Raw genomic sequence first — 14,038 nt, forward strand, 5'->3', positions numbered from 1 at the left:
GGGTGATGGGGCTGCTGAGCTGATTCTTTTTTTAGGCAATGACTTAGTGATGTTTTCGCCTAGCTATGAAAAAACGGTATTTATGATACGTTACAGCATTACTGATTGGTTAAGTACTACGGAAACAGCAACGTTTAATCAGCGCCCATTAAAAAATGCAGACGCTACCGCGCAGTATCAATCTGCCATGGTAGCCAGCTCTTTACACCCCTATCGCCTGCCGGGTTACCGTGGTTATGCCAAAATTTTTATTGGCAATTTTGATGGTGATATGCACCCTGACATTTTAGTGTGGCGCAAGTTATATGAATCTCATTTAATCAATAATCCCGTTCAAGGCTTCACTAAACTAAAAGATACATTTGTGCATTATGAGCAAGACCTTACAGCCCGAGCTACACTCAAAACTGGCGTAACCGGCGAATACCTCCCACAAAAAACAGACAGCGCAACGATAAAAAACTGGTTAAAAACCAGCAATCTCACGTGGCCAAAAGGCTTTCCCAGTACCAGTGAATGCGCAGGGCAAAAAGGACAGCTAATACCCGAGATGCATGATGCTTTATTAAATGACCCTGACGTATTGTAATAGGTTTTAAATACGGCGCAATTTTGTAGCCGCTACGCCTAGGTGTAGCGGCTTTTTTAGTTTTTCACGAACTAAAACACTTGCAGGGACACTCACTCAAAAATTTTTAAGAGTGCTTTAGGTTGGGCGGTGTTAATTGCTGAGCTATTCTAGCAGGTGTTTTTTGGAGTGAGTATCCTTGTATTATTGCTGGTATTATCTTTTGGGTACTAAAGATAATACCAGCACAGCCTGAAGACAGGCACTCTGAAAAACTGTTTATCACTAAAAATATTACATCGAGTTATTTATATTTTTAGATAATTAAAACGAGTACACGTCCTTGCCAATGGCCAAGTATAATTTCATACAATAATTTCTATCCACCCCAGAATATTATCAAGGTCAATTAGCCTTCGAACATCACCTAATAACACCCTTTAAATCAATAATCATATTAGCCAATTCTGCGCCAGTATTTTTCACTAAAGCGGATACTTTTACGTCACTGCCACTCATTTTTTCGTACATCGCCTTGGCGGATATAGGGATGTCATCCCTTTTACTTTTATAGTAAAAATTAATCAAAGAAAATATTCGTAATACCACCAAACTCATCATCTCTAATACACTAGAAAATAATAATTCACCGGTATATTTAGGGTTTTCATTGAGATTTTAGGAGTAGGCATTAATACGACCAGCATTACATATGCGTTCAATTAAACTACGAGTCATGACAGAAGCTGGGATTTTTGACTCAAAAAATACCGGATGATCATTGCCTCATCGTTAAAAGTCTGATCTATGATCTAAACGTTTACGGCACTAATAATTAAGTCCTAAAGCTGACCTAAATTAAATATATACTCGATTTCTATTTTTTATGTATTGGCAAGGCTACTAACCTCTAGTATTCAACTCTGAAGTGCATAACCATTAATAAGCTAATTTTAGCGCATTTAAAAACACCGGCAGGGGGCATACACTCGCTTTAATTACCTAAAAGTATAAGTGACTCGATTAAATAATTTTTAGCGACAAGCAGTTTTTTCAGAGTGCCTGTCCTAGTGTTGTGATTTGGTAGGGCACGACTGGCCTTCTGCGCGCCTGTTTTTTTTGGGGTGCGGGGCTGTTGTGGTCTTCAGGTTTTGAAAGGGAGTGAGTGTTTTTGAAGGGGGAGGGAGTGCGTTTGGCGTGTTGGTGCGGGAGGGGTTTTTTGTGTGCACGTTGAACTGCCTTAAATATTCTCTATGGACACTTTTTGGGCTTTGTCGACACCTGGTTGACACCTAGCGGGCATTTAATCGCTATTTGCTAAGTGATAGGCAATAAAAAACCCCCGTATCAATCGGGCTGAAAGCCTTATGATACGGGGGGTTAGAATAATGGTGCCCGGGGCCGGACTTGAACCGGCACGACCGTGAAGTCGGGAGATTTTAAGTCTCCTGTGTCTACCAATTCCACCACCCGGGCATACAGGGTTTTTTATAGTAGGTGTGGATCCCTACTTTTTAGTCTATGCAATTGTGCATTGGCTAAAATTGGAGGCGCGAGCCGGAGTCGAACCGGCCTACGTGGATTTGCAATCCAGTGCATAACCGCTTTGCTATCGCGCCTTACTTTTTTGCGCGACGCTTAGGCTGTTAAACCTTACTAAGCTGCTAGCTTGTGGGCTGGCATTTTACCTATAAATTCTTATTAATCAAGTACTTATAAGTATTTCTTAGTGTGCTGTGTCGCTCAACCTCTTATTTACTGCTTAAGAGGACGCGCATTGTATACAAAATAATTTTTAAACCAAAGCTTTTTTTAACAAAAAGTCAGTTTTTGTTAAAAAAATTTCTTTTTTGGTATTACTTGTTGGATTTTTCTGCGCCCTGTTTGAATGTTGGCCAGGCGGCGCGTAAATAAACAATCATTGACCATAAAGTGAGAATGGCCGCGGCATATAAAATAGTGAGCCCAAGCAGTTTCATGATTTCGAACTGGCGAGGATCAAAAGCGAGTAGCACAACAATAGCAATGATTTGCAGGGTTGTTTTAATTTTGCCTATCATAGAGACGGCAACGGTGGCCCGTGCGCCAATTTCGGCCATCCACTCGCGCAAGGCAGAAATCACGATTTCGCGACAAATAATGACAATCGCTGGAAGTGTAAACCAAATGGAGCTGTGTAGTTCGATTAATAAACCTAAAGCCACGGCTACTGTGAGTTTGTCGGCAACAGGGTCCAAAAAGGCGCCAAAAGGCGTGCTCAGATTATATTTGCGCGCTATGTAGCCATCTGCCCAGTCGGTAATACCGCCAATGGTGAATAAGATAGCACACACTGGAAATCGCCAGTCATAGGGTAGGTAAAAGATGACTGCCAGTAAAGGCAGTAGGATGATGCGAAAAAGGGTGAGCTGGTTGGCTAGATTGTACATAGTTTTTGGGCCAAATCGGTTAGACGGTGGCACGGTAAAGCTTAAAGTGCGCGCTGTAAAGTCTTAGCGAGAGGGTTGGTGCTTGCAAGGTGATTTTTTGTTGAAATAATCAATTGTGGTTGTAAATTTGAGTTTGATTGCGCCCTGCGCGTTTGGCGCGATATAGACCCCGATCAGAGGCGTCTATCCATTCGGTATGGTTGGATATTTCGCTGTTTATTTCTGAGATGCCTAAGCTGATGGTGTAGTTAATGACGTGTTCATCGTAATAGATGGTATTGGCTTCAATGGCTTTGCGAAGGCGCTCTGCAACAACCATGGCACCTTCTTGGTTGGTATCAACGAGGATAACGGTAAACTCTTCGCCGCCGTAGCGCCCGCAAATATCGATATCGCGCACGCATTTTTTTACTACGGCAGCTGTTTGGCGAATCACTTCATCGCCAGCGGGGTGGCCGTAGGTGTCGTTAATACGCTTAAAGTGATCGATATCAAACATTAATAGGCTGCAGGTGTGTTGGTAGCGCTGATGGCGTTTAAATTCATGCTCTAGGCCTTCCTCCCAATATTTGCGGTTGAGTAGGCCGGTGAGGCCATCAGTCTTGCTAATAATGTGGAGCTTGGAGTTGGCGCGTTGTAGCTGCAGGCGGTTAGCGGCGACTTCGGTGACGTCATAAATAATGAGGCAAATTTGGGTGATTTCACTGCGCGCGTTGGTGATGGGCATAATAGTACAGTTCTGGTACATAAATTCGGTCATGCCTGTGACCGGTCGGTAGTTCCTAAATTTAAATAGGTAGGGGCGTTGCTCCCATGTGGTAAATGAAGGACTGCGCAATACTTTGACTGACTCTACTTTGCGTCTAAACCAGCTTTCGGAGAGTTCGGGGAAGGTGCTAAAAATATTGCTCCCTAAAACATCTGAGGGTTGTTTGGCGCTGTGATTTTGCATAAAGCTATTCCATAGCTCGATATTGTAGCTTTGATCAAGTATTACTAAGCCAACATCAATATTTTGGAGAACGTCCATTAGCCAGTGGAAGTTTTCCAATAAGTCATTATCGCTCATAGTTTACTCGAGAAGGTAGTCAATTTTATGCATCAAGCGGGTGATGGACTCGTCTGTCATTAAGATTAGAAGGTCGCAATTGACGTTATAGCCTTCTAACTTGTAGTTGATTTCGGTTACGAGAGCATGCTTCCAGACGCTGGTGTTTGGGTCGAACATTTCACTGATTTTTTGGTGTTGACCCAGCACCATGGGCGGGCCAAAGCTAAAGCCCATATCAATTTGCTCGGCAAGCCCTTTGATGCAGGCGCCAAAGAGTACATTGGTGGTATCCATTAAAAGCTCGCGTTCGGCTCGCTCATCTAGATCACCTTCAAATTTTAGTAGCCGTGCAAGATCAGTAAAGCTGGTATCGTTGTATAGTAAGATCGCTTCGCCAGCAATGCCCCCGCCAATAAACCCTTGGCAAACTCCCGAGATAGAATCGGTGGTGTCAATCGACTGCAAGGCCATGGCGATATCTTGCGGCTCCATGATGTCGATATGAGGAATAGAGAGCACAACAAAGGTATCGAGTAGCCTCGCTAATCGGTCGCCTGCCTGGCCCATTGCGACATTGGTGACCTCTTGTAAGGCGTCGCGCTGATCTTCGCTCATGTTAATAATTGCGCTCATGCGCTGCTAACCCCAAAACGATTGCTATTAATATCTATTCTAGCCAGCTCACGTTAGAATGCTGGGTTATTTTTTAACTTTGCTGATTTGGCGTTAATCAGTTTGGGTTACACGCGAGTGTTAAGCTTTTTATGGCACATCAAGTTTTGTCGCTATGTCGCCAAGTGTATTAACCTTCTTTGTCGGGTGCGAGTCGTTATCTGGTGTACTTGCACGGGTGCGATCGGTAAGGTTAAACGTTGCAGGCGGCATAAAGCCTAGGCATATTAAAGTCGTAGGTGGCTTGTGGGTCTAGTCAACGCATCATTATTGGCGCCTGATGCGGGTATCTCTGATTAAGGTATCTTTGATTGAAGGGCCTCTGAATAGCGGCAGTATTTTTTATTATGTAACCAGCGGTTTGTGGCGAGCTGTGTTGGCTTGACTATACCGTAGATTGATGGCGGATTATGAAATTTAAAATTGTCCCAGTGACGCACTATCAACAAAATTGCAGCATTATTTGGTGCGAAAAAACACAGCGCGCGGCAGTCGTCGACCCTGGTGGCGAGGTCGATAAGCTGTTGGCTGAGTTGACGGGTTTGGGTTTAACACTAGAAAAAATTATATTAACGCACGGCCATATGGATCATGTGGGCGGTACATTTGAGTTGGCAAAGCGTACCGGTGTTCCTATTGAGGGGCCGCACAAAGAAGATTTTTTGGCTTGATATATTGGATCAGCAAGCGGCAATGATGGGGTTTGAGCCGCAACCAGTGTTTACGCCAAGCCGTTGGCTGGTAAGTGGTGATGCGGTGACGGTAGGGCAGAGTGTTTTAGAAGTGCTGCATTGCCCTGGCCATACACCGGGGCACGTGGTTTTATTTAGTCGGCTAGACAGGCTGGCTTGGGTGGGTGATGTCTTGTTTCGAGGCTCAATTGGGCGGAGTGACTTCCCGCGTGGTGATTACGAACAATTGGTCACTTCTATTGTGAGCCAGCTTTGGCCTTTAGGCGACGATGTGCGTTTTATTCCTGGGCATGGCCCTATGTCAACATTTGGGCAAGAGCGCAAGAGCAATCCTTTTGTGGCCGATAAGAACTTTGGTTAACAGGGTCGATAGCTTGTCGGCGGTTGCGAGCAAATATAATGTGTAGTGCTAACTAAAGCGCTTTTGGCTAATTTAAGGTGATGTGAGTATGAGTGATTTAGTGCTGTCTGATAATTTAGATGAAAACTTTGAACGCTTTATGGTTGAGGCAGAAGATACCGGGTGCGTGTGGGTACTTGAAGGGGATGAGGGCTTTGCTTTGTGCCCTTCAAATATTAGCGAAAGCGTCGATGTAATGCCTATGTGGTCGCAGCCTGAGTTTGCACAAGCGCACTGTGTTGATGAATGGGAGAGTTATAAGCCTGTACCGGTTTCACTGGCTGAATTGCTCGACGAGTGGCTACCGGGAATGCATGAAGATGTGTTATTGGTTGGGGTGAACTGGAATGCTGATATGGAGGGCGATGAAATGGAACCTCTCGATTTACTGGAAGAGTTTGATGAGAGCTAGTGTTCGGTATCGACCGATTAAAGAAGCCTTGCTTTGCTAGGTTTTGCCTGCTGGGGCTGGTCTTGTGGGCGCTTGAGGCGATGAGCTAGAGGTTTGCTGAGTATGATTTTTTGGCGTGATAAAAGGGCTAAGCGCTTGTAGTAATTTGGAGTCTTTATTGGCTCCTTGTTCAACATATAAAACTTGTCGCTGGTTGTTGATAACGACGATGCTCGGTGTGCCAGCCATTTGGTAGCGCTGCGCAACTGATTCGGCTTTAGGTAGGAGCGTGAGGCTAATGCCTAAGCTATCGAGGTACGCGGTAGGGTCTTGGGTCTCCCAGACATTTAAAGCTAATACTTTAATATTGGCATTATCGTTTTGCAGTTGCTGTAACTTGGGTAAAAGGCCGCGGCACTGTTCGCACCATGAGGCCCAAAAAAAGAGAATCGTTGCATCATACTGTGGGAGAACTTTATACAGCCATAGCCATTCGCCTGTGGTATCTCGCAGCATCCAGTTGGGTGTTTGATCACCTTTTTTTAACGTGGGTTCAGCCGCGCCTGCCATTGATAGGCCCAATAATAGCACTAGGCCAATTGTCGCCACTAGGTTTTGGCAATAACGCTTATAGCGCAAGTTTGCGCCTACCTTACATGTTTGTGTACCCCAAGCCCGATCGGTGTAGTGGCTGTTTTTGAGTGTCGAGGTTAATTTAGGCATAACTCTTCGCTGTATAAATCCTATTCTCAGCCAGCTTAGGTTAGGTTATGAGTAAAAAGTTCCTCTTGTTGTAGGGTTACATTGTGGTTTCTGGTGTGGAATACCGATGGTTGGGCTGCGGGCTTAGTGAGGCGTGCAATTGCTGGCGTAATTCGGCCTCTATCACGGGCAAGTATTTGGCAACCAAGTGATTAATTAGGGCCTGATGTTGTGCTGTTGTGACTTTGCTGGTCATCGGTTGCATGTTTTCTTCGGCTTGGGCTTTACCCCCAAAATTGCGTAGTAAAGCCGTTGATGCATCGAGTGACTCACTGGATTTGGCAATCCCTTCTAGTAGTGAGTTTTTACTTTTACTCAGCCTCTCTCTTAAATGAAGCGGTAAAAACGGGTTGTCTTCGGGGCTCACTTGCAGCGGCATTGAGCCTAGCGTTGCCTGCGTTTTTGGTGGCGTATTTGCCATTAAACTGTCGGTTTGCAAAAAAGCAGGGAGTTCCTGTGTACTAGTCGTTTGCGCTGTGTTGGGGTGCGGTGCATATTCTCTAATGGCGATAGATGGCCCAGCATCGTTTTTGATGGACTGCCGGCTTGGTGCGGCTTTAGGTTCAGTTTTTAGCTCGGTTTTTAATTCGGTTGTCAGTTCTGCTTCAAAGCTTATGTGGGTGCTTGGTTTGGGTTTAGAGTTTGAGGCACTGGGGCTGGCTTTGAGTGTCGTAGGGTCTACTTCTAAAATAGAGGGGTCTACCTCTAAGGAGGCATTGTTAAAGGTGTTGTCGTGTAGGGGGGGCTCGTGGGTGCTGAATGTCTTGTGTTGGCTTAGCTGGGTTTCGGTGGCTGAGCGTTGCGCTTCGACGTTTACGGGCCCGAGTTTAGCGGGGCTGGCGTCTACTTCTGTGGGGCTAGTTTCAAGTGCTTGCGGTGATTCAGTTAATGATGGCTCAGCAGGTACCTGCGTTGGCTCAGTAGGTACCGTGGGAATCTCTAAGATGAGTGACTCGGGCTGAGCGCTCGAGCTTAAGTGTGGCGGCGGGCTGTGAGGGTCTTCATTGTCTTCTGTGATGAGTTCTGGAATGTCTATGTCATCGCTAATAAGGTCGTCATCGAATGTTATGGCTGGTGACGATGGATCGTCTAGAGGCTGCGTTGTCGAGAGTGGCTGTTGTGTCACTGTGTCGCTGCTTGAGAGACTGTTGTTTTCATCGAGTTCTTTTAGCTCGGCATCAAGTATGGCGACCGCTTCACGACGAGCCATAATGGCTTCTTCTCTTTCAGAAAGAACGGCATCGCCGAGCAACGGGATATTGTCGTTTTGCGCCTCTGTTACGCTCTCTTGTGCTGAGCCATCTTCTGGATGATAGGCTTCTAACTCAGCAAGTTGTTGCCTGAGTGCTTCTAAGTCGTTGAGGAGGTGTATTTTAGTATTGCTGCTCATTATGTGAATGCCCTAAAGTTTGACGCGTGCATAATATAGCCTGCTTTTTAACCGTTGTGTCATTTTAATGGCACAAATCGACGATTTTCAGCACTTATCTATGCGTTATTGCACATAGATGCTCTTTACTGTGCTTTATGGTTATAGACCTTATTGTCAAAACTACAAATTGTGCATATGCAATTCGTGATGAGCTTGTTTGTATTGACGATAGTGATTGCGCGTATTTTCGAGTATGGGGCTGGTTTGAATAACAATTTCGGCGGTGCGCTCAAAGTGTTGAATGTTAGGTGCCGCTTGGCTGCTGAGGTTAATTAGGTACTGCCTATCGGTAGGGATATCTTGGTTTGAGCATAAAAGCACAGGCGGCAACGGTTCGCTAGCGGGGAGTAGTGCGTGGGGTAAAAAGGATTCGGGCTGCGCTTGCCATAGTAGTGCATCTAGCTCTGCGCTTTGCGCATGATTGTCTAGCCAAATGACCGTTTTGAGATGGTGATTAAGTGCTTTTTGGCACAGTTTAATGGCAAAGTGTAGACGCGCCTCGTGGGTACTTTGTGGCAATACATAAAAATCGATTCTAGCCATGACGTGTCTGGCTTAAGTTATCTCAAGCCAGCCTTAAAAAGTTAAACGTTATAAGTGTTATTAAGCTTTAGCGATCTTTTTATGCATCCTTGCAGTGTTTTCATCCTTGTTCAAATAAGACGCGTCGCATTAGGCGTTGTTGAGCAAGTAGTTAACCAGTAACGAGACGGGTCGGCCTGTTGCGCCTTTGTTAGCGCCGCTGTTCCACGCTGTACCCGCGACATCAAGATGCGCCCAAGGGTAGCTTTCGGTAAAGTACGATAAAAAGCAGGCGGCGGTGACACTACCGGCTTCGCGTCCACCAATATTGGCAAGGTCGGCAAAGTTACTTTTGAGTGATTTTTTATACTCATCCCATAGTGGCATTTGCCATGCGCGATCGTGTGTTTGCTTGCCCGCTTCGAGGAGTTTATCGGCGAGTGCCTGCTCGTTGCTAAACAAGCCTGTGGCATGATGGCCCAGTGCAATCACGCAAGCACCGGTTAAGGTGGCGATATCGACGACACTTTTTGGCTTAAAGCGCTCGACGTAGGTTAAAGCATCACACAGTACTAAGCGGCCCTCAGCATCCGTATTGAGCACTTCAATCGTTTTACCCGACATCGAGGTAACGACATCACCAGGTTTAGTGGCGCGGCCGCTGGGCATGTTTTCGGCGGCGGCAATAACGGCCACTACATGCACCGGTGCGCCTAGCTCAACCAATGTGTGCATTGTGCCCAGTACACTGGCTGCGCCACACATATCATATTTCATCTCATCCATACCTGCGCCGGCCTTAAGGCTAATACCCCCTGTATCAAAGGTGATGCCTTTGCCTACAATAACATTGGGTGCTTTGCTGGCTTTGCCTTTGTATTCCATCACAATGAGCTTAGGCGGCTGATCACTACCGGCAGATACGCTCAATAAAGAGCCCATACCTAGCTTTTTCATTTCGGCGGCTTCTACAATTTTGGTGGTGAACTTAGTACTCTTTTTGGCCAGTAATTTAGCTTCGTTAGCTAAATAAGTGGGCGTGCAGATGTTGCCTGGTAAATCACCGAGCGTGCGTGCGGTGTTAATGCCTTGACCTACAGCTGCGCCTAAGGTCGCGCCTTTTTTCGCGGCGGTGAGCTGAGCTTTATCGGTGCATAAAGTCACTTTGGCAAGCAAGGGCAGTTCATCGACTTTTTTAGTTTGCGTGTAGCGGTATGCAGCACTTGTGATACGTGAGCTGAGGGTTTGGCTGATCCATTGCACGGGTTGATCTTCTACCGCAATATCGTTTAAATGGATGCTCGCCTGTTTGAGGCTTTTGCTGCATAGCGCCTGCGCTGTGGCTTCAGCTAGGCTGATGAATGTTTCGCTATCTAACGATGCATTCGCTGTTTTTAACCCGGTGGCAACGACCAAAATACGTGCGCTTTTACCTGTGCTCGGGTAAAACCATGCGCTATTGCCCACTTGATTTTTAAAGTCACCACTTTTAATAAGACGGCTTATTTGACCTTCACATAAGGTATCAGCATTTTGCGCAATGGCGGATAACGTATTTGTGGCCGCGGTAAAAATGACGGTGCATTCTGTTTTAAATTGATTAAAGTCGGCTGTTTTGCACAAAAAATCCATAGTCGGTCTCGTTTGTAGGCTAAGTTGAGTTGTCTGGCGTGAGTGTTTTACGGTAGTTGGCGGCGTTATGCAAAGTACGGATTTAACGGTGGGTACTCGTTAACGCTCAAAGGTGATGTAGAGAGAGCATTTGTCGTAGACTTGATCGCCGCTTACGCCCATAATCGCCAGACTGTTTTAAGACTTATTATTTTAGGTCTGGCTTATAGTTTAAGGGAAGTCTGGTCAAGCGTCATCTGGCGTTTCACGCTATTTTAAGCGTCCTATTCTTTTGCTCTTTATTGGCTTTCGCTTATAAGGTTTTTTTTGTGATTATTTTTCGGTATATCGCTAAGGAAATATTAATGAGTATGGTGGCTGTGTGCGCCATATTATTAATGATTATTCTGAGCGGGCGATTTGTACGTTACCTGGCCGAGGCGGCCGCAGGTAAATTAGAGGCGTCTGTACTGTTTGCTTTAATTGGCTTTCGCTTGCCGTCTTATTTAGAGCTTATTATCCCACTGGCGCTGTTTATTGGCATTTTGCTGGCACATGGGCGTATGTATGTCGACAGCGAAATGTCTGTGCTGAAAGCGTGCGGCATGAGTGAAAAAACGCTGCTTGGCTATACGCTTACCACGTCGTTATTAGTGGCTGTTGTGGTGGGGGTGTTTAGTTTGCATTTAGGTCCAATGGGCGCTAGGGCCTCGGCCGCTTTAATTGACGAGCAGCGCAGTCGCACAGAGTTCGAAACTTTAAAGCCTGCGCAATTTCATCGATTGAGTGGTGGCGGTGTGTCTTATGCCGAGCAAGTCAGCGACGATAAAAAGCGCTTACAACGAGTGTTTTTAGCCAGTCCCGGTGATGAAGAGCGACGCGTGGCCCTAATGACTGCCAAAACTGGCGAAACCGTTGTTGATAAAATATCGGGCAGGCGTTATTTGGTCTTGAGTGATGGCTATCAATATCATGGCACGCCGGGCCAGTCTAACTATGAGGTGGTGAGTTTTCGCTCTTACGCGCAGTACTTGCCCGATAGTGATTACGAAGCTAAGCAGCGCGATATCATTGATGGTATGACCACTTTGCAGTTAATCGAAGCCGATACCCCTCAAGCCAATTCAGCACTACAGTGGCGTTTATCGATGCCGCTGCTGGTTATGGTGGTGGCAATGCTCGCTGTACCGTTAAGCCGAACGCAGCCACGCAGTGGCCGCTACAATAAAATGATTCCTGCCATATTGTTGTATGTGATTTACCTTGTGGCCTGTAACGCGGCCCGTGGCATGCTTGATGAGGGCCGTGCGCCAACCCCTTGGTTGCTGTGGTTTGTGCATGCGGGCTTTTTGAATTTAGCGCTAATTTTGTTGATTTGGCCTTCATTTACTCATGCTATTAGCGGGTGGTTTCGCCCCGTAGCCAAGCAGCATAGCTCTAATGCTTAAGGTTTTTTATGCGCAGAATTAATCATTATATTGGCATCAGTGTTGCCGGCTCTATTTTGGTGGTGTTGTTAGTCATTGTCGCTTTAGATGTGATTGCGATGCTGGTTGACCAGCTCGATAACCTCAAGGGCAATTATGTGTTTTCTGAGGCGGTAATTTTTACGTTACTGTCTATGCCTTCTAGTATTTACGAGTTTTTACCGCTGGCCTCATTGGTGGGCTGCTTGATTGGTTTAGGTTTGCTAGCGAATACCAGTGAGCTTACGGTGATTCGTGCCGCTGGGGTCTCGGTGGTACGTATTATTTGGGCTGTTATGCGGCCTGTTTTATTGTTTGTAGCGATTGCACTCGTACTGGGTGAATATGTGACCCCCACCTTAAACCAATATGCTGAGAGTCGGCGCGCAATTGCGCTAGGGCATGCTACTGCCTTGACTGGGCAGCGAGGCGTATGGAATCGCGAGGGCAAAGAATATATGCACTTTAGTGCCGTGCTACCCAATGGTAAATTGCTGGGCTTAACGCGCATGTTGTTTGATGAGCATGGGCGCTTACTGACTATGACGTATGTCGAGTCGGCGATTTACCAAGGCGACCATTGGTTTGAGCAAGATGGCGTAGTTACACAATTAACGGCAGAGGGCATACACACCGAAAAATTCGACAGTCGCCGCTGGCAAACCGAAATATCACCTAAATTGCTCTCTGTGATTGCGCTAAAACCCAGCGACTTGCCAATGCAAAGGCTGTTGCCTTATGCGGAATACCTCGAAAAGCAAGGTCAAAACGGCAAAGAGTACCGGTTGGCCTTTTGGCAAAAAAGTTTTCAGCCGCTGGCAACTTTAAGCTTAGTGATGATTGCCATTTCTTTTGTATTTGGCCCTTTGCGCCAAGTGACGATGGGGTTTAGGGTTTTTGCTGGTGTTATTGTGGGTATTGTTTTTCAAACGGCACAAGACTTGCTGGGGCCCAGTAGTATTTTGTTTGGTTTTGCTCCTTTGATTGCTGTATTGGCACCTATTCTTCTCAGTTTTGCCATTGGTGTTTTGTTGTTGCGGCGATCTGTGTAGTTTATAGTCTTTTTGACTAATTAGCGTTCTCTGTGATCTATTTGCAATCTTTTTGTTGTAGTTCAAGCCATTTTTCAGTGTAAAAATAAATTTAAGCATGAATTACTTTTCTTAAGTTTAATTCTTTTGCATTAGTCTATTATTTTCAGTATTGTGACATATTGCCGTTGTTTTTGTTTTTTGCTGCCGTGATCGCATCTTTTGCGTCAAAAAAGTGGTCTACTCCGCTTTAACGCTACAATTCACTTGAAAATATTTACTTCATTTGTTTATGTCTCTAATGGGGCGCAGAGTGTTTTCACGCATACATGCGTAGTTGTGTCATTTTTTAATTATAAAGTGCTAGTAATATGATTAATTCATCAAGAGGTATGACGCTTGTCGAGCTAATGATTGTGATTGCTATTGCGGCTATTTTATTAACCGTCGCAGCGCCATCATTTAAAGGGCTCATTGCGCGCTCAAATATCGAAACATTACAAGACCAATTTGCGCTGTCGGTGATTACTGCCAGAACAGAAGCGGCAAGCCGCGGTGTAAAAGTGCGGTTATGCCCTAGCCCTATGCCCACAACAGCGACTGGTAAATGCGTAAAAAAAGACTGGGCAACTGATGGCTGGGTAGCTTTTTATGTTGACTCGGCAGATAAGGTTCAGATGATTGCAGAGTTTAAGAATAAACCCGGTTACCCCTTAGGTGTTTTTGAGGCCGGCACGACGACAAAAGTTGCTGAAATCACATTTAATTCGCAAGGTTATAATGCAGAGCGCAAGCGCTTCACATTTGTGGTATGCGATAAATCCGTTGACCCGACTTATGCAAAGGGCGTGATGGTGGAGCTTAGTGGGCGTACGGTATTTACGCAAGATAAGTCTAACCTCCATAATGAAAAATTCCATACACCAACCGCTGGCGGCACAAGCCCAAGTTTGCCGTTAAGCCCTAGGTGTTGATGATGAAGAGTTTTATTAAGTCTCAGGCAATATCCAC

Annotated in this window: 11 protein-coding genes, 2 tRNA genes and 2 pseudogenes; 6 read left to right on the forward strand and 9 right to left on the reverse strand. The window is 45.7% G+C overall.

Annotated elements, in window-relative coordinates; translation table 11 throughout:
* Positions 1–589: pseudogene (locus AC438_RS16935) on the forward strand (hypothetical protein); the annotation flags it as partial.
* 1,368 nt (positions 590–1,957) lie between these two features.
* On the opposite strand, the gene AC438_RS06470 reads toward AC438_RS16935, so the two are convergent.
* The 5 genes from AC438_RS06470 to AC438_RS06490 form a co-directional block, all read right to left on the reverse strand.
* A tRNA-Leu gene (locus AC438_RS06470) sits at positions 1,958–2,044 on the reverse strand.
* A gap of 69 nt (positions 2,045–2,113) precedes the next feature.
* Positions 2,114–2,187: transfer RNA gene (locus AC438_RS06475), tRNA-Cys, on the reverse strand.
* A 237-nt stretch (positions 2,188–2,424) separates the two neighbouring features.
* Positions 2,425–2,997, reverse strand: a complete 573-nt coding sequence (gene pgsA, locus AC438_RS06480) for a CDP-diacylglycerol--glycerol-3-phosphate 3-phosphatidyltransferase (protein WP_053980436.1) — start codon at positions 2,995–2,997, stop codon at positions 2,425–2,427.
* Between the two features lie 109 nt (positions 2,998–3,106).
* Complete coding sequence (locus AC438_RS06485; RefSeq protein ID WP_053980437.1) at positions 3,107–4,066, reverse strand: sensor domain-containing diguanylate cyclase; 960 nt, start codon at positions 4,064–4,066, stop codon at positions 3,107–3,109.
* 3 nt (positions 4,067–4,069) lie between these two features.
* Positions 4,070–4,681 carry a hypothetical protein gene (locus AC438_RS06490; RefSeq protein WP_053980438.1) on the reverse strand — a complete coding sequence of 204 codons (612 nt, stop codon included), beginning with the start codon at positions 4,679–4,681 and terminating at the stop codon, positions 4,070–4,072.
* A 449-nt stretch (positions 4,682–5,130) separates the two neighbouring features.
* Between AC438_RS06490 and AC438_RS06495 the strand changes: the two are divergent.
* Together AC438_RS06495 and AC438_RS06500 are read left to right on the forward strand one after the other, a co-directional pair.
* Positions 5,131–5,773, forward strand: a pseudogene (locus tag AC438_RS06495) (MBL fold metallo-hydrolase).
* An 88-nt stretch (positions 5,774–5,861) separates the two neighbouring features.
* Complete coding sequence (locus AC438_RS06500; RefSeq protein ID WP_172676754.1) at positions 5,862–6,224, forward strand: DUF2750 domain-containing protein; 363 nt, start codon at positions 5,862–5,864, stop codon at positions 6,222–6,224.
* Between the two features lie 36 nt (positions 6,225–6,260).
* Here the strand turns inward: AC438_RS06500 and AC438_RS06505 are convergent, their stop codons facing one another.
* The 4 genes from AC438_RS06505 to AC438_RS06520 form a co-directional block, all read right to left on the reverse strand.
* Positions 6,261–6,926, reverse strand: coding sequence for a TlpA family protein disulfide reductase (locus tag AC438_RS06505; protein WP_053980440.1), 666 nt, complete (start codon positions 6,924–6,926; stop codon positions 6,261–6,263).
* Positions 6,927–7,002: 76 nt separating this feature from the next.
* Positions 7,003–8,355 carry a hypothetical protein gene (locus AC438_RS06510; RefSeq protein WP_053980441.1) on the reverse strand — a complete coding sequence of 451 codons (1,353 nt, stop codon included), beginning with the start codon at positions 8,353–8,355 and terminating at the stop codon, positions 7,003–7,005.
* 162 nt (positions 8,356–8,517) lie between these two features.
* A complete protein-coding gene (locus tag AC438_RS06515; protein ID WP_053980442.1) occupies positions 8,518–8,940 on the reverse strand; it encodes a DNA polymerase III subunit chi in 423 nt (140 codons plus the stop codon).
* 129 nt (positions 8,941–9,069) lie between these two features.
* Positions 9,070–10,551: a leucyl aminopeptidase gene (locus tag AC438_RS06520; RefSeq protein ID WP_053980443.1), complete on the reverse strand. Its 1,482-nt coding sequence runs from the start codon at positions 10,549–10,551 to the stop codon at positions 9,070–9,072.
* A gap of 308 nt (positions 10,552–10,859) precedes the next feature.
* Between AC438_RS06520 and lptF the strand changes: the two genes are divergently transcribed.
* From lptF to AC438_RS06535, 3 genes are all read left to right on the forward strand, one after another.
* The gene (lptF, locus tag AC438_RS06525) at positions 10,860–11,978 is read left to right on the forward strand and encodes an LPS export ABC transporter permease LptF (protein WP_082354008.1); all 1,119 of its coding nucleotides are present in this window, start codon (positions 10,860–10,862) and stop codon (positions 11,976–11,978) included.
* Positions 11,979–11,986: 8 nt separating this feature from the next.
* Entirely contained in the window at positions 11,987–13,048 is a 1,062-nt protein-coding gene (lptG, locus tag AC438_RS06530) for an LPS export ABC transporter permease LptG (RefSeq protein ID WP_053980444.1), read from the forward strand.
* Between the two features lie 350 nt (positions 13,049–13,398).
* Complete coding sequence (locus AC438_RS06535) at positions 13,399–14,001, forward strand: GspH/FimT family pseudopilin (protein ID WP_082354011.1); 603 nt, start codon at positions 13,399–13,401, stop codon at positions 13,999–14,001.
* Positions 14,002–14,038 lie beyond the last annotated feature (37 nt).

This window comes from Marinagarivorans algicola, from assembly GCF_001292705.1.
In the GTDB taxonomy this organism is placed as follows: Bacteria; Pseudomonadota; Gammaproteobacteria; order Pseudomonadales; family Cellvibrionaceae; genus Marinagarivorans; species Marinagarivorans algicola.